General features: G+C 55.5%; 14 protein-coding genes and 1 tRNA gene. 7 read left to right on the top strand and 8 right to left on the bottom strand.

Annotated features, from left to right (window positions below; translation table 11 throughout):
• Window positions 1-38: 38 nt before the first annotated feature.
• From ruvB to EDC27_RS12780, 5 genes are all read right to left on the bottom strand, one after another.
• On the bottom strand, window positions 39-1,058 hold the full coding sequence (gene ruvB, locus EDC27_RS12800; protein WP_123291029.1) for a Holliday junction branch migration DNA helicase RuvB: 1,020 nt from the start codon (window positions 1,056-1,058) through the stop codon (window positions 39-41).
• Window positions 1,059-1,474: 416 nt separating this feature from the next.
• Window positions 1,475-2,083 (bottom strand): Holliday junction branch migration protein RuvA, encoded by a 609-nt coding sequence (gene ruvA, locus EDC27_RS12795; protein ID WP_123291028.1) that lies wholly within the window; start codon window positions 2,081-2,083, stop codon window positions 1,475-1,477.
• Complete coding sequence (ruvC, locus tag EDC27_RS12790; RefSeq protein WP_123291027.1) at window positions 2,080-2,580, bottom strand: crossover junction endodeoxyribonuclease RuvC; 501 nt, start codon at window positions 2,578-2,580, stop codon at window positions 2,080-2,082. The genes ruvA and ruvC overlap by 4 nt, the downstream gene beginning before the upstream one ends.
• 18 nt (window positions 2,581-2,598) lie before the next feature.
• Window positions 2,599-3,348, bottom strand: coding sequence for a YebC/PmpR family DNA-binding transcriptional regulator (locus EDC27_RS12785; RefSeq protein WP_123291026.1), 750 nt, complete (start codon window positions 3,346-3,348; stop codon window positions 2,599-2,601).
• 15 nt (window positions 3,349-3,363) lie between these two features.
• Entirely contained in the window at window positions 3,364-3,963 is a 600-nt protein-coding gene (locus EDC27_RS12780; protein WP_123291025.1) for an RlmE family RNA methyltransferase, read from the bottom strand.
• 314 nt (window positions 3,964-4,277) lie between these two features.
• On the opposite strand from EDC27_RS12780, the gene EDC27_RS12775 reads away from it, so the two are divergent.
• From EDC27_RS12775 to EDC27_RS12770, 4 genes are all read left to right on the top strand, one after another.
• Window positions 4,278-5,081: an inositol monophosphatase family protein gene (locus EDC27_RS12775; protein WP_123291024.1), complete on the top strand. Its 804-nt coding sequence runs from the start codon at window positions 4,278-4,280 to the stop codon at window positions 5,079-5,081.
• Window positions 5,082-5,184: 103 nt separating this feature from the next.
• Window positions 5,185-5,358 (top strand): hypothetical protein, encoded by a 174-nt coding sequence (locus EDC27_RS16070; RefSeq protein WP_170161803.1) that lies wholly within the window; start codon window positions 5,185-5,187, stop codon window positions 5,356-5,358.
• A gap of 4 nt (window positions 5,359-5,362) precedes the next feature.
• Complete coding sequence (locus EDC27_RS16800; protein WP_281273154.1) at window positions 5,363-5,485, top strand: hypothetical protein; 123 nt, start codon at window positions 5,363-5,365, stop codon at window positions 5,483-5,485.
• A 29-nt stretch (window positions 5,486-5,514) separates the two neighbouring features.
• A complete protein-coding gene (locus EDC27_RS12770; RefSeq protein ID WP_123291023.1) occupies window positions 5,515-7,443 on the top strand; it encodes a methyl-accepting chemotaxis protein in 1,929 nt (642 codons plus the stop codon).
• 214 nt (window positions 7,444-7,657) lie between these two features.
• Here the strand turns inward: EDC27_RS12770 and EDC27_RS12765 are convergent, their stop codons facing one another.
• Window positions 7,658-8,194 (bottom strand): bacterioferritin, encoded by a 537-nt coding sequence (locus EDC27_RS12765; RefSeq protein WP_123291022.1) that lies wholly within the window; start codon window positions 8,192-8,194, stop codon window positions 7,658-7,660.
• A 664-nt stretch (window positions 8,195-8,858) separates the two neighbouring features.
• Between EDC27_RS12765 and EDC27_RS12760 the strand changes: the two genes are divergently transcribed.
• Both EDC27_RS12760 and acnA read left to right on the top strand, forming a co-directional pair.
• Window positions 8,859-9,818 carry an NUDIX domain-containing protein gene (locus EDC27_RS12760; protein WP_123291021.1) on the top strand — a complete coding sequence of 320 codons (960 nt, stop codon included), beginning with the start codon at window positions 8,859-8,861 and terminating at the stop codon, window positions 9,816-9,818.
• A 7-nt stretch (window positions 9,819-9,825) separates the two neighbouring features.
• Complete coding sequence (acnA, locus tag EDC27_RS12755) at window positions 9,826-12,609, top strand: aconitate hydratase AcnA (protein WP_123291020.1); 2,784 nt, start codon at window positions 9,826-9,828, stop codon at window positions 12,607-12,609.
• Here the strand turns inward: acnA and EDC27_RS12750 are convergent.
• Both EDC27_RS12750 and EDC27_RS12745 read right to left on the bottom strand, forming a co-directional pair.
• On the bottom strand, window positions 12,599-12,958 hold the full coding sequence (locus EDC27_RS12750) for a sulfite exporter TauE/SafE family protein (protein WP_123291019.1): 360 nt from the start codon (window positions 12,956-12,958) through the stop codon (window positions 12,599-12,601). The genes acnA and EDC27_RS12750 overlap by 11 nt on opposite strands.
• Window positions 12,959-13,355: 397 nt before the next feature.
• Window positions 13,356-13,444 (bottom strand) — tRNA-Leu (locus tag EDC27_RS12745).
• A gap of 153 nt (window positions 13,445-13,597) precedes the next feature.
• On the opposite strand from EDC27_RS12745, the gene EDC27_RS12740 reads away from it, so the two are divergent.
• The gene (locus EDC27_RS12740) at window positions 13,598-14,893 is read left to right on the top strand and encodes an Ig domain-containing protein (RefSeq protein ID WP_123291018.1); all 1,296 of its coding nucleotides are present in this window, start codon (window positions 13,598-13,600) and stop codon (window positions 14,891-14,893) included.
• Window positions 14,894-14,933: the final 40 nt, after the last annotated feature.

Genomic DNA, 14,933 nt, shown 5'->3' with positions numbered 1-14,933 from the left:
CTTGATACACGCTTTTCGAACCTCGGACCAGGGATTTCTCAGAGAAACGACAACTGGCGCGACGGGCGATAGGGCAGCCCGAGGTGTTCAAAAGCCAACCGTGTGGCCACGCGGCCTCGCGGGGTTTTCTTGAGAAAGCCTTGTTGAATGAGAAACGGCTCGTAGACTTCTTCCAAAGTGTCCTTTTCTTCGGAAAGCGCCGCGGCCAAGGTCTCGATTCCCACGGGACCTCCGTCGTACTTTTCGATGATGGTGGAAAGAATGCGCCGATCCATGCGGTCAAAGCCTCGTTCGTCCACATCCAGCATCTTGAGCGCCATATCCGCCACATCTCGCGTGATGAATCCTTGAGCCCGCACTTCCGCAAAATCTCGAACACGGCGCAGAAGTCTGTTGGCGATACGCGGTGTTCCTCGCGAGCGGCGGGCGATTTCCTCAGCTCCTTCATCATCGATGGCCAGACTCATGATGCGCGCGGCCCGCAGCACAATTTGTTTCAGATCGTCCACACGGTAAAATTCCAGGCGCAACACCACTCCGAATCGGTCTCGCAGCGGCGGAGACAACAACCCCGCCCGCGTGGTGGCTCCCACCAAGGTGAACGGGGGAAGATCCAGTTTGATGGTGCGCGCCGATGGCCCCTGACCGATGATGATGTCCAACTGAAAATCCTCCATGGCCGGATACAAAATTTCTTCCACCACGTGGTTCAGTCGATGAATTTCGTCGATGAATAGAACGGATCGGGGTTCCAAGTTTGTCAAAATGGCGGCCAAATCGCCCGGACGTTCGATGACGGGACCCGATGTGGCGCGAAAGGGGACGTCCAGTTCCCGACTGATGATGCCCGCCAAGGATGTCTTGCCCAGTCCTGGATGGCCGTGAAGCAGGACGTGGTCCAGGGGCTCGTCCCGCTGCAGGGCTGCCTGAATGAAAATCCTTAGTTTTTCCTTAAGTTCGCTCTGGCCCTGGTATTCTTCAAGGGTGCGGGGCCTGAGGCCGGCCTCCAAGGGCAGGTCTTCGTCCTTGGGTCTCGGCTCCAGCAATCGATCCGCCATTGTCGCATTTCTCCCTTATCCCGTGCCTGGCGGTGAGATTTCCTGCACAACGTGACCGACAAAGTCACCTAATGATGCGGCTCAAACCACGACACTTTATCGCGCGACGCGGCGCTCTTCCAGAACAAACACGTACGCTCATGCAGGGTCGCCCCTTGGGCGCTTCTTAGGGTGAACCAACGGATGGACGCCTTCGGTGCCACGACCTCAGTATCATATCGTATGGCGATCCCACGTCCATGACACGCCCAAAAAACAGCGTGAAGGCACGGGCGGCCGTGAGAAACGTATCGCGCCCTGGGCGCTTCTGCAAGGCGGACAAGAGCCTTTTAGAATCGGCGCCAGCCAGGATGGCTTGACGTTATCGAATCCCCGCTGCTCAGGAGCGATGGATTGAGGGGTTCTCAGATAGCCTTCTAGGCCAAAATTCGCAGGGCTTCTTTTAGGAGCTGTTCCAGGGAGGGCTTCTCCGTGGCGGCAGCCATCAAGTGTCGAACCTTTTTAAGAGCTTTGGCGGCTTCCGCCGAACGATAGCCCAAGTTCAACAGAGCGGAGTAGGCGTCGGCAAAGACGTCGTCTTCCACCGGCGGCAACGACGGAGTGGCGGCCGCTTCCGGCACAGGAGCGTGCAATCGATCTTTGAGTTCCAGCAGGATGCGTTCCGCCGTCTTTTTACCAATGCCGGGAATCTTTTGCAGGCGTTGGCGATCTTGAAAGAGTACCACCTGGCGCAATTCGTCGGGTTGAATCCCTGAAAGGATGCCCAAAGCCATTTTGGGGCCGACGCCGTTAACGGCAATCAGGTGCAGAAACATCTCTTTTTCGGCGAATGTGCCGAAGCCGAAGAGCTGCAGCGTTTCTTCGCGCACATGGGTATGCACGTGAAGGCTGGTGGAAGCGCCCACCTCCGGCAGGTCATAAAAGGTGCTCAACGATACGTGGACACAAAAGCCCACGCCATGGACGTCCACGATGACATGATCCGGAGCTTTATGGCGCAGTCGACCTTCCAGATGAGCAATCATGGGCGCTGAGCCGGCGAATAAAGGGTGGGAAAGGAGCGTGCGTGGATGTGGCAGACGGCGGCGGCCAGGGCATCGGCGGCATGAGGGTCCTGAAGGTCGTGGAGACCCAATAGGAGCCCAACCATGCGGGCTACCTGGCTTTTTTCGGCTTTTCCGTAGCCCACCACCGCCTGCTTGATTTCCAACGCACTGTATTCAAAAACCTGAAGGCCACCATGAATGCCTGCTGCCATGGCGGCTCCGCGAGCGTGTCCCAGAATGAGGGCACTGCGGGCGTTGCGCGAAACGAAGACCGCCTCCACGGCCATTTCCGTGGGGCTGGCCTGCTCGATGATGCGCCGAATCCCCGTAAAGATAGACCCCAAGCGCGTGGGTAGTTCCATGGAAGCCGGCAGAGAAAGGGACCCAAAAAGCACGGGAACCAAACGGTCTCCAACGTTTTCCACCACACCGTAGCCTGTATGGCGGGATCCGGGGTCAATGCCTAAAACGCGCATGCCCTATCCTTGAGCGCCTCAGGCCACCGCATTCAGAATCTCGTCAGGTATATCGAAGTTGGCGTAAGCGTTTTGCACGTCGTCGTTGTCTTCCAATGCATCCATGAGCTTCAGAAGCTGTTGCGCGGTCTTTTCATCCTCCACGCGCACCGTGCTCTGCGGCACCATGGTCACGTGCGCCATTTCGTAAACCATACCTTTCTCATCGAACACAGCCTTCACTTTTTCCAGATCGCCCGGCGTGGTGATGACTTCAAATTGATCCTCCTGATCGCGCACATCTTCCGCACCCGCCTCTAAGGCCACTTCCATGAGGTGGTCCTCTTCGACCTTGTCCTTGTTGAAGACGATCAGGCCATGCTTTTCAAACATCCAGGCCACGCATCCCGCCTCACCCAGACTTCCTCCATTTTTGCTGAAGATATGGCGGATTTCACTGGCCGCTCGGTTCCGATTGTCCGTGGTCACTTCCACCAAAATGGCCACGCCGCCGGGTCCATAACCTTCATAGATGGCTTCCTCATAGGCCTCACCTTCCAGTTCCCCCGTCCCTTTCTTGATGGCCCGTTCAATGTTTTCCTTTGGCATGTTTTCGGCCTTGGCCGCCGCAATGGCCGCTCGCAGTCGAGGGTTTCCGTCCGGATCACCGCCTCCCAATCGAGCGGCGACCGTCAGTTCCTTGATGAGCTTGGTGAAAACCTTTCCGCGCTTGGCATCCTGAGCGGCTTTCTTGTGCTTAATGGTGCTCCATTTGGAATGTCCGGACATGATGCTGTCCTCCGTTCAACCGTTGGCGTCCTTGAAGTCCATGGCAAGGACGTAAATTTCTCGACTTTGCTTGCGTGAGGCGTCCGGCTTGACCACCTTCACACGCCGAAAAAACATCTTGACCCGTAAAAGCAACTGATGAAACTCGTCGCCTTGAAAGATTTTCGCAAGGAACTTTCCGCCAGGGCGGAGCGACCTGCAGGCCAAATCCAAAGCCCTTTCAAAAAGTAGTTCCGAGCGCGCGGCGTCGGCGGATTTGATCCCTGAGGTCTTTGGGGCCATGTCGCTCAGCACCACATCAAAAGGGCCGTAGCGCTGCAGCACTTCTTCTGCGATCGTTTCATCGAAGATATCCTGCTGCAGGGTCACCACATGGTCAGGAAAAGCATGGGCGATGGGTTGAAGATCGATGCCCACCACCAAGCCTTTTGGCCCCACGATGCGGCTGGTGAGCTGCATCCAGGACCCCGGCGCCGCGCCCAGATCCAAAACATGGTCCCCAGGCCGGACCAGTCGATACTTGGCTTGAATCTCCACCAGCTTGTAAACCGCACGCGCAAGGTACCCCTCTTTCTTGGCTCGATGAAAGTAATGGTCCTGATACGGGTGACTCATGCCCAAGGAAAACCTCTAATTACGCTTTTTTTCAAGCGAATGTGTTCATAACACATTCGCCGGTGGGTTGCAAACGCCGCCGCCGCGAACCGTAGGCCATAGGAAATGTGGCGGCTCGCGCCGCTTCTCCAGATGGCCGTGCTCAACGGGCTTCAAGAGAGGGCGCATAGCGACGGATTGGTGCCATACATAAAAGAGGGCGCTGCGTGCCGTGTCATCCTTTGACAAGCACGCGGTAACCTTTTATGGTCCATGGGGCAAGGTCTGGAAAAAAGAATGGAAATGAAGCACCGTCAGAAAAAGGAGGGAGCGATATGAGTCAAGAGGGTGCCGGGATAGAAGAGCTTCGAGAATTCGCTTTGGACGTGGTTCGGCAGGCCGGTCGAGAAGCCCTTCGCTTTTACGGTAAAGGCCGAAAAGACGTGAAGTTCGACGAAGATTTGGTCACGGAAGCGGAACTGCACCTCATCGGATTTTTCCACGACACGCTCCAAAGTCGCTTTCCGGAACACGAAGTTTTCGGGGATGCCCCGGCCCGCAAAGACTATGTGCACGGCCACAAAGGATACCTTTGGGTTTACGATGCGTTGGACGGTGTGGCCAATTTCCAAGCCGGTATTCCTCTTTGGGGCACTTCCCTGGCCCTGTTTGAAAACTTCTGGCCCGTGCTCGGAATCTTTCACATGCCCGTAACGGGCGAATGCTTCTACGGAGAACCTGACCGGGGTGCGTTTCTCAACAACATGCCCATCGGCATCGCCTATTCGGGCGAGATCAACAACGAGAGTCTGCTGTTGACCTATTCGCGCATGCATGAGCATTTCCGGTCGAATTTTCCAGGAAAAATTCGAAACCTAGGATGTACGGCCGCCCACGTGAGCTATGTGGCCATGGGGCGAGCCGAAGGAGCCTTGATGCGCAACGTGTCCTATCAGGACCTTGCGGCCGCCCAAATCATTCTTCAGGCGGCCGGAGGAAACCTGAAGTTTCTCGACGGAAAACCGTTCCATCTCAATGAGTATTTCGAAACGCGGCGCGTCGACGGCCCTTTGCTGGCCGCGCCCGAAGGAGCCCATGCGCTGATTCGCGGGTATGTGCACAACCTCGGTGACTTTTAAGAGGAAAAAACTCAAGCTGGGATCATGTCCTGCCGATAACCCTCAGTGAGGCCAAGAATCCTAGGGTCCTGTGTCAGTTGGACGGATTGGGACGGGAAGGGGCATGATCACCTGCATGGATTGCGCCTGGTTTGAACTGTGTGAACCCCAAGATATCTTTGAGACATGTCCGCACTTTGTGCTCCCAGAAGACTTGCAGCATAAAATGAGGCACATGCTCTATGAGGAATGGTGCCGTCACCATCAAGACAAAGCCATCAAGGACAAGGAACGATAGGCTCATGCGCCGAATGCATGCCGCGGAGGCCCGAAAAAACTTTACGGGTGACCCAAGGTCTGCAGGCTATGCGGTCGTCGGATCCCTGGGACCTCTGGCCACCCATGTCTTTGCCATCGTCAGCTAGGTTTTCTAAAAGCCAAGGAGGTGTTTCTGATGAGTCTGAAAACGAGAATGATGGTGATGTGGATCGTTCCCGTGTGTCTGATGGCTCTATTAATCGTGTGGGTCGTGCTTGGACTTCAGTCCGAATATAGGATCTCTAGGATCCAAATGTCCAATGTTAATCTTCTGAGCGCAACATCACATCTTATTACATGCATTCAAAAGGAAAGGGGTATCAGTGCCATATTTATTAGCGGCGGAATATCCGCAGAAGAACTGAAGGGCCCAAGGGCACAGACCGATGAAGCCCTTCAGCGTTTCGTGGCGGCTTTGTCACAGGGATCCATTGCGGCGGAACCAGCCAAACGGGCAGAAAAAATTCCACAACAGTTGGCCGAAATCAGGAGCGGAATCCAGGCGGGAAAAAATATGTTTTTTCGCTATACCGATTTGGTTGACATGCTTTTGGCTGTGGAAATCGCCACAGCGCGGGCCAAAACAACTGGTGGCGTTGGTAAGACCATGTTGAGCCTTTATGTGTTGGATCTTGCCAAGGAAAACGCCGGAAAACTGCGAGGCTTTGGTTCCGGGCTAATCGCCAGGGGAAAACCTATTTCCGACAATGAACTCTCCAAGCTTATAACATGGTACGGAAGTCTCCAATCTCTTCTTCGATCTCAGCTGATTATACTTCCGAAGGATATGATGGCACAATTTCAATCGATTATCTCCGGCGACACCTTGGCATCTGCCCAGAATGTATCGGATATCTTTTTTAAAGAGGCGCCGAGCGGATCCTTTAGCATAGAAGCAAAAAAATTCTTCGATTTGTGGACTCGTGTTATTTCTCAGATGGATGGGGTGATACAAGGGGCGGCTGATAGTGTGACGCAGTATTCTGACCACGTCGCTCAGAGGGCTAAACGCACATCCATTGGAATTATTGTCGGTGGTCTATCGGCCATCATATTTGTCATAATATTCTCTCTATGGACCTACAGATCAACGGTGAAAAGACTCCATCACGGGTTGCAAGGACTCAACGAAGCCTCCAAACAAATCCTGAGCGGCTCTTTCCAGCTTGCTTCGTCCAGTGCCCAACTGGCTGACGGCTCTTCAAGGCAGGCCGCGGCCATTGAAGAAAGTAGCGCCACATCGGAAGAGATGACCTCGCAGCTTAATATGACCGTCGAACGGATAAGAGAGCTCAACAGGTTTTCGGATCAAACGGCGCAGAGTATGAAAATAAGCCACAAGGCTCTTCGACAGACCGCCGAGGCGATCAAACAGGTTGTGGTCAACAGCGAAGCGGCCATGAAGATCATCAAGCATATCGACGAAATTGCTTTTCAAACCAACCTTTTGGCTTTGAATGCGGCCGTGGAAGCTGCTCGAGCCGGTGAGGTGGGGGCCGGATTTGCCGTGGTGGCCGAAGAAGTGCGCAATCTCGCAATGAGAGCGGCCGGGGCGTCAAAGGAAACGCAGCAGGTTATTGAAACGGTCATGGAAGCGGTGCGGCGGGTTGACGAGCTGACCAAAGAGACAGTGGGTGGCTTTTACGACATGGGGGAGCATGCGAAAAAAGTCACCGACATTATCCATGAAATTCGGAATGCCGCGGAGGAACAGAGCAGGGGTGTGGATCAACTTAATCAAGCCATAAACGACTTGAATGGAGTCGTGCAGGATAACGCCTCCCGATCCGAGGAGCTTGCATCGGTTGCGGAGGAGCTGGACGCGCAGAGCCGTCTTTTGGCCGAACATGTTGGCCACCTTGGTGCCTTCGTGGGCATTTCCGTGGATTCTAGCCGACAGTTAACGGTGGGAGACGGCGCCGGAGCGACGGCAGGCCCAGCGAGCACGACAAAAAGGACCAAGGTTGCGGCGGGATACAGGACTTATGAGGGCGCAGCCAAGCACCTTCGGACAGAAGCCGCCGGTCAGAAAAGCGAACCTGAAAAATGGCCGGCCCTGGATTGATGATCTGTATTGGGGATGTAAACGGCTTTGACGATAAGATTGTCCGAGAAGGGGGCACTCTGTTTTATTGGCGCAGGCGGGAGTCCAAAACGTATGGCTCGTTTTGAATCCCCCGCTTGCGCGGGCTTCACGGATGGACGTGGTCTTTTAATTCACAAGGATCCGTATCTGAAGGTGGCGTCGTTGTGCCCCGGTCCTCGTTCCTTTACGGCGTTTATGCCTGAGCGCCGGTACCCACGGCAAATCCTCGAGGAGGAAGGCCCGTTTCCGAGGGTGTGCCTGCAATCTTGGCAAGGTAGGTGTCGCCCAATTTTTTGATATGGGCATCCACGTTATCAAAATAGTTGTAGTGAATTTGTTCTTCATTGATGATGTCTTCGAAGAGTTTCATGCTGACGGCATCGCCGTTTTCCTGACACACCAGACGAAACTGGTTGTAGATGTCGATGGTCTCGTCTTCCAGATTGGCGTCAAAGGGAAAAATCTCCCGCACGTTTTGACCCTTAACCACCTGGCCGTCATAAACCGTGACCGGTTCTCCTCCCAATTCTTTGATCCTTTCCGCAAACATCTCGGCATGGCGCATTTCATCGATAGCGATGAGTTTCATCTTGGCCGCCAGTTCCCCGTAGTCCAGGTCGTCTAAGTTGTAGTGCTGGTTCATGTACTGATGAATGGCCAGCAGTTCCATGGCCCGAGCCTTGTTGAGCACGTCGATGACTTTTTCGCGTCGCTTTTCCTTGCTTTCCATCGTGGCGTCCTCCGAATTTTTTGAAAAGTTATCCCGTCGATGCTCTTGCCTTGGTTCACTTATAACAGTCATTTTAAACACCGATCGCCTGAGGGGCAACGCACAGCCTTCTGATCTCCAACTCCGCAGCCTATCAGGTCATAATGCCTCAACGTTTATGAGAAAGCTTTCTCGCCCCAAGGATGAAAGGGGTCGCCGCGGAGTGCCTTAACTCAAAAGGAGTATGGCAACCCACCATGCGCTTTGGAAGGAGGGATGCTTTGTGGATTCCCGATGGTTTATGTGGAGGGGGCGACGCTCCGACTAAGAACGGAACGAACATCAGGGCTTTTGGGGCACATTTGGCCGCTTTCACGGCGAACGACGTGCCAAAAAGGAATGAAGACGCCGTGACTGTTCGTGTCTCGCGGCGATCGGTTCACAGGAGAGGCACGCAAGGCTCTTGATGGCGGGCCATCATCATGCCAATATACAACTTCTACTTTTGAGGGCATGCCGAGCGCGGTGTTCCGGGATGCTTTCCTGGGAGAGATAAAGGACGTTGTTCTCCTTGGAAAGGACGGCAAAGGCGAACATTCCCTCATTAAGGTGGTTGCGCACACGCATCGCAAGGAGCATCGTTTTGGAATATGTCTTGGAGGCGGGCTGCGCATAGGAAAGAGACGTGAAATTTTGCCCGGAATGTGGAAAACCCCTTGCCCATGCCTTCATCGATGGACGTCCTCGAAAAGTTTGCCCGGATTCCCTCTGCGGTTATATCTACTGGAACAACCCCACCCCTGTGGTGGCCGGCGTTGTGGAATGGAACGGCGGGGTAATACTGGTGCGCAGTCGAGGCTGGCCTCAGCGGTTTTTCGGCATTGTGGCCGGTTTTCTCGAAGCGGGGGAAACGCCGGAAGAGGGAATCCTTCGTGAAGTCGCCGAAGAGCTGGGGCTTACGGGGCGCATCGTGGATTTCCTGGGTCACTATGACTTTCCAGAAAAAAACCAAACCATTGCCGCTTTCCACGTGCGCGCAGAAGGGACTTTGGTTCTTGGCCACGAAATCGCCGAAGCGAAGGTGCTGCCTCCGGAACAGGTCAAACCGTGGAATGCCGGCACAGGTCCTGCCGTAAAGGAATTCCTTCGACGCCGCACCAAAGGAGATGCAATGGAAAAGCGTGTGGTCTCCCCTGGCGAGCAGTTGGTCTTTGCTTTGTACGTCCGTGATGTGGAAACGTCGTGCCGATTTTTTCAGGACTTAGGCTTTCACGTAAGCCGCCGGGATGGACCCTTTGCAGAATTGCGCTGGGAAGATTCTTTGCTCTTTGTGGTGGAGCGGCACGAGCTGAGCCCGCCCGCGCAACCCGTTGGCAATATCCGTGTCATGGTCTCTGATGTGGACGCCGTTTACAAGAAGGTCCAGGAGCTGGGTTATGCCATCGTGACGCCTTTGGAAGACCGCTACTACGGGCTGCGAGATTTTATCATCAAAGGCCCCGATGGGGTTGATGTACGCTTTGCAGCTCCGTTGTCAACAGCCACAAAAGAGGGCGAGGCCGAGTCCGCTCCAGTTTGCGGGAAAGCCTCAACACACCCCACGTCAACGCCCCAAAGATCCAATGACCCACATCGGAAAGGGTAAATTCTCTATGAAGAAGCCTTATCCTACCAAGACCTTGGAACTGTCTGGAAAAAAAATCGAACTCCTCGATATGGATGCCTTGGAAAAGGATTTGGGCGTTGCGGTGCAGCGCCTTCCTTTTTGTATTCGTGTGCTTGTGGAAAATCTTGCCCGCAAGATGGACGGAGTGACGGTGAAACCGTCAGATGTGGAAAAAGCGGCTCGATGGCTTTCTCGCCATGAGAGTCCCGTGGAAATCGCCTTTTACCCGGCCCGAGTCCTCATGCAGGACTTTACCGGTGTGCCTGCTGTGGTGGATTTGGCGGCCATGCGCGATGCCATGAAGGCTTTGGGCGGTGATCCCGGCCGCATCAATCCGCTGGTTCCCGTGGATTTGGTCGTGGACCATTCGGTCCAGGTGGATTTTTACGGCACGGAGCGCGCCTTATGGCGCAACGTCGTAAAAGAATACGAAAGAAACGCGGAACGCTACGCGCTGCTCAAATGGGCTCAAAAAAGCTTCGAAACCCTGCGGGTGGTTCCGCCCAAATCGGGCATCTGTCATCAGGTCAATTTGGAATCTTTGGCCCAGGTGATTGTCCTTGACCCCGGTACATTGGGGGACATCATGAGGGCTTACCCGGACACCCTCGTAGGAACGGACTCGCACACGACCATGATCAACGGCATGGGGGTCTTGGGTTGGGGTGTAGGGGGCATTGAAGCCGAGGCGGTCATGTTGGGCCAACCTTATTGGATGACGCTTCCAGAAGTCATCGGTGTGCGGCTCGTAGGGCGGCTGGCCCCAAGGGTCACCGCCACGGACCTGGTGCTTTTTATAACCGAGAGGCTGCGTTCGTACAACGTGGTGGAAAAATTCGTGGAATTTTTCGGACCCAGTCTGCGGTTCCTATCCCTTCCGGATCGGGCCACCGTGGCAAACATGGCTCCGGAATACGGCGCCACGGTGGGGTTTTTCCCCATCGATGCGGTTACCCTGGAGTATCTTCGGGCCACGGGAAGAGGGGACCGAGCGGGCTTTGTGGAAGCTGCGGCGAAGGCGCTTAAACTTTTTGCAGAAGGCCCTGAGCCACAATACACGGATGTCATCGAGCTGGATTTGGCCGAGGTGGAACCCTGTGTGGCCGGTCCCGCTCGACCCCAGGATCGTATCCCTCTAAAAAACCTTAAGGCCCGCTTTGGTGAGCTTCTAGGGTGTCGCTACGATTCGCACGTGGCGAAAGCGCAGGAATCCGTTTTCATGAATGAATCGGGATGCACGACGGAAAAGCTCAAAGCCTGCATGCCTTTGGGACAGCGCTTTTACCCGGTGGAAGTCTACGGGCGCCTATCCCACATTGGCGACGGATCCGTGGTGCTGGCGGCCATCACGTCCTGCACCAACACGTCGAACCCGTCGGTGATGATCGGGGCGGGCCTTTTGGCACGCAATGCGGTGCGCCGAGGTCTGCGTGTTGCGCCCCATGTGAAGACATCTCTGGCCCCCGGCAGCCGTGTGGTCGTGGACTATTTGGCTCACGCGGGACTTTTGCCCTACTTGGAGGCCCTGGGGTTTCATTGTGTGGGGTATGGGTGCACCACGTGCATCGGCAACAGTGGACCATTGCACCCGGCAGTGGAAAAGGTGATCGAAAAGGAAAAACTCAACGTGGCGGCGGTTCTTTCCGGAAACCGTAACTTTGAGGCGCGCATTCACCCTCGCGTGCGATCCAACTTTCTCGCATCCCCCATGCTCGTGGTGGCCTTTGCCTTAGCCGGGCGCGTGGATGTGGATATGGACCGGGAACCACTGGCGTTGGACCCCAACGGAGATCCGGTCTATCTGGAAGACCTGTGGCCTTCTGAGGCCGAGATCGCTCAAATGGTGCGTGCCTCGGTCAAGGAGGACTTTTTTCGCAAAGCCTATGGTGCCGTTTACGAAGGCGACGATCTATGGCAGCGGCTTGAGGTTTCGAAGTGCACCACGTTTCCGTGGGATGCGGATTCCACGTATATTCGCAAGCCACCGTATTTTGACGCCCTATCGCCCGTTCCCGAAGCGCCCCGCGATATCATTGGGGCTCGAGCCCTGCTGGTTTTGGGTCGTTCGGTCACCACCGACCACATTTCACCGGCGGGATCCATACCCAAAGACTATCCGGCGGGGCGTTACCTTATGGAGCGGGGTGTGGACCCGGGGGCTTTCAATTCCTACGGAGCGCGGCGCGGCAATCACGAAGTGATGCTTCGAGGCACTTTCGGCAACATTCGTTTGCGCAACCATATGGCCGACGGCCGAGAAGGGTCGTGGACGCGCAAGCTTCCCGAAGGGACCCTCATGTTTGTCTATGATGCGGCCATGGCTTATGCCGCGGAAGGGACACCTTTGGTGGTCTTGGCCGACGAGGAGTACGGCACAGGGTCTTCTCGGGACTGGGCGGCCAAAGGGACGGCGCTTCTTGGCGTGCGCGCCGTGATCGCCCAGTCTTTTGAACGGATTCATCGAAGCAATCTTGTGGGCATGGGCGTGTTGCCTTTGGTCTTTGAACAGGGTCAGAGTGCTGCGTCCCTGGGATTGGACGGCACCGAAGTCTATGACATTCGAGGGCTGGAAAATCTGATGCCTCGAAAGAAACTCCAGGTCACTGCGGCCAAGGTGGACGGATCCGCCGTATCCTTTACGGTAACGGCGCGACTGGAGACGGAGATGGAGGTGGAATACTTTTGCCACGGAGGCATTCTGCCCTACGTGGTGCGCAAGCTCCATGGAGAACACACGGCAGGGACCACGCCGCCTGTCTCTACTTCTTAAAGAACAGGTAGGCGGCCAAGGCGACCAAAATAGCAGCAAAGATTCTTTTGAAATGGGCTGTGGAGACATGTTCCACCAGACGCGCGCCCACCTGCGCTCCGATGATGCCGCCGATGCCCAGGAGCAGACCGGCGCGATAGTCCACATTGGCCAGTTTGTTGTGGGCGACCAGAGCCGAAATGGAAATGACCAAAATGGCGAGAAAGGAAGTCCCAACAGCCCTTTGAGCGGAAAAACCTAAAAAAAGAAGCAAGGGCACCATGAGAAATCCACCCCCCAGGCCTGTGAACGCTGCGCCGATGCCTACCGCAATACCGCTGAAAACCATAAGCCACCACGTGGCGGTCATTCATCCGCTCCTCTTCCTGATACGGACAGCGTGCTCTCAGAGAACCGCTTCTTGGTTTTGCCTTTGCCTGCCCATGGACAAGTGCGTGCCAGGCCACACAGCGTGAAAACCTCAGGGCGTGAGGAAAGGGAGCCGGTCCATGTACCACTGGAGCGCTTCTTCTCATGAGAAGTGCCCCAAGGCTTTTCCCACCACGCTCATATGTCATGGTGGCTTTTTAGGGCAAGGTTCCGCTGGTTTCACCGTGAAGTTTTGCGCTTCGATTCCATAGGGCACAGGCAACGATGCGAAAGGGTGGCCACGGATCAAAACACTGCTTTGGCAAAAAGCCTTGCCGGCATGAAGGCTTCCTCTTTTTCCGCGGCAGAAGGACATCATGGCTCTATTATAATGAGCCTGGTGCCTGGGGCGGGGATCGAACCCGCACGGGCACAAGGTCCCAAGGGATTTTAAGTCCCTTGTGTCTGCCTATTCCACCACCCAGGCACGTGGATGACCGTATCACAGGCGCCCGTTGGCTGGCAAGTCTGTCGGGGCGCAGGGGTTTTAGCCTTTTATCTTATTGGTCGATAAAATATATAGTGATATTGTATTGCATTACGGGAATGAAAGCCTCACAACGGTGGGAGGGCCGGAGCGATGAGAGGACGGCGTGGATTTACGTTGATCGAGGTGGCCTTGATGCTGGCCGTGCTGGGTTTGCTTTTGGGGTTGGGGGTGAGCCTTATCGGGCCGCTGGTCAAGCGTTCCAAGTTGGTGGAAACCCGAGAAAACGTCAAAGAGGCCAAAGAAGCCCTGGTGGGCTTCGCAGTTCGACACGGCTATTTGCCTGAGGACAGTTCGTACGACGCGACCCAACCGGCCACGGCCTTTCAGGTTGCAGGAGCCAAAGGAACAGATGCTTATGGGCGGGCCCTTCGGTATGTGGCGGCTCCGGAACTCCAATGGGATAACAGCACACCTCTGGAGGATATGAGCGACTGCAATACCCCTTTGCGTGTTGATCTTTGCGCCGAAACAGCAACTTCTCTTAGCGTAATCCAGGAAGGGGTGGAGCGGCACAATGTGGCCTTCATGATCGTAAGTGCCGGAGAAAATCAAAATCTTCAAACTAAGACCGAGATTTACGGAATCGACTTTCCCGGCATCGATGATTTTCCGGATGATGGAAATCGACCGGAACCTTACGACGACGTGGTGGAATATGTGGCGCTGGACGAACTTCAAGCCCTCAGAGGATGCCGGAGGCTCGTAGTCGTGACTCCGGAGGGGTTGCCGTCGGCCGAGGAAGGTCAGCCCTATTCCTACGCAATGCAAGCCGAGGGCGGGGTTCCACCTTATACGTGGGTTGGTTCAGCCCCGGACGGCCTTAATCTGAGCCCCGAAGGGATTCTCTCCGGGGCGGTTCTGCCAGGGTGTGATAAGCAACTCACCTTTACGGCGACCGTCTGCGACTGGCCGGGACAGAGTGTAGAGTGGCATGGATGGCTGCCGGTGCGTCGAAAACCCTTGACGATCACCACTGTGGAGCTGCCCGTGGGATATGAGGGCTCAAACTATTCGGCGCAGATTGCCGCCGATGGAGGCTCTGGGGAGTATTATTGCGAACTGTCTGAGGACAACGACACCGACACCGAGTTGCCCACAGGATTGCAATTGTATACCGAACAGTGCGAGGTGAGTGGTGTTCCGGACACGGGAACATCGGGGGCGTATAAGGTGACGGTCAAGGTTTTGGACAATAACTGCGAGCAGGAGGTGGAAAAAACTTTTGGTTTGACGATTCAACCGGCGTCACCAGGGCCAGGGCCAGGGCCACCCCCTTGGGTACCCCCAGGGCCACCCCCTTGGGTACCCCCAGGGCCACCCCCTTGGGCACCCGGGCCACCCCCTTGGGCACCCCCTGGGCAAGGCGATGGTCAAGGGCAAACATAAATCTCGTCGCCCCTAAGGGCTTTTTCAGATTAAGGGGCAT

Source organism: Desulfosoma caldarium (assembly GCF_003751385.1).
Taxonomy (GTDB): Bacteria; Desulfobacterota; Syntrophobacteria; order Syntrophobacterales; family DSM-9756; genus Desulfosoma; species Desulfosoma caldarium.
This window is presented reverse-complemented; position numbering and strand designations above follow the sequence as displayed.

Bases quoted from the DNA above. Each gene is read 5' to 3' on its own strand.
- ruvB (WP_123291029.1), bottom strand. From the start codon at position 1,058: ATGGCGGATCGATTGCTGGAGCCGAGACCCAAGGACGAAGACCTGCCC.
- ruvA (WP_123291028.1), bottom strand. From the start codon at position 2,083: ATGATTGCTCATCTGGAAGGTCGACTGCGCCATAAAGCTCCGGATCAT.
- ruvC (WP_123291027.1), bottom strand. From the start codon at position 2,580: ATGCGCGTTTTAGGCATTGACCCCGGATCCCGCCATACAGGCTACGGT.
- EDC27_RS12785 (WP_123291026.1), bottom strand. From the start codon at position 3,348: ATGTCCGGACATTCCAAATGGAGCACCATTAAGCACAAGAAAGCCGCT.
- EDC27_RS12780 (WP_123291025.1), bottom strand. From the start codon at position 3,963: ATGAGTCACCCGTATCAGGACCATTACTTTCATCGAGCCAAGAAAGAG.
- EDC27_RS12775 (WP_123291024.1), top strand. From the start codon at position 4,278: ATGAGTCAAGAGGGTGCCGGGATAGAAGAGCTTCGAGAATTCGCTTTG.
- EDC27_RS16070 (WP_170161803.1), top strand. From the start codon at position 5,185: ATGATCACCTGCATGGATTGCGCCTGGTTTGAACTGTGTGAACCCCAA.
- EDC27_RS16800 (WP_281273154.1), top strand. From the start codon at position 5,363: ATGCGCCGAATGCATGCCGCGGAGGCCCGAAAAAACTTTACGGGTGAC.
- EDC27_RS12770 (WP_123291023.1), top strand. From the start codon at position 5,515: ATGAGTCTGAAAACGAGAATGATGGTGATGTGGATCGTTCCCGTGTGT.
- EDC27_RS12765 (WP_123291022.1), bottom strand. From the start codon at position 8,194: ATGGAAAGCAAGGAAAAGCGACGCGAAAAAGTCATCGACGTGCTCAAC.
- acnA (WP_123291020.1), top strand. From the start codon at position 9,826: ATGAAGAAGCCTTATCCTACCAAGACCTTGGAACTGTCTGGAAAAAAA.
- EDC27_RS12750 (WP_123291019.1), bottom strand. From the start codon at position 12,958: ATGACCGCCACGTGGTGGCTTATGGTTTTCAGCGGTATTGCGGTAGGC.
- EDC27_RS12740 (WP_123291018.1), top strand. From the start codon at position 13,598: ATGAGAGGACGGCGTGGATTTACGTTGATCGAGGTGGCCTTGATGCTG.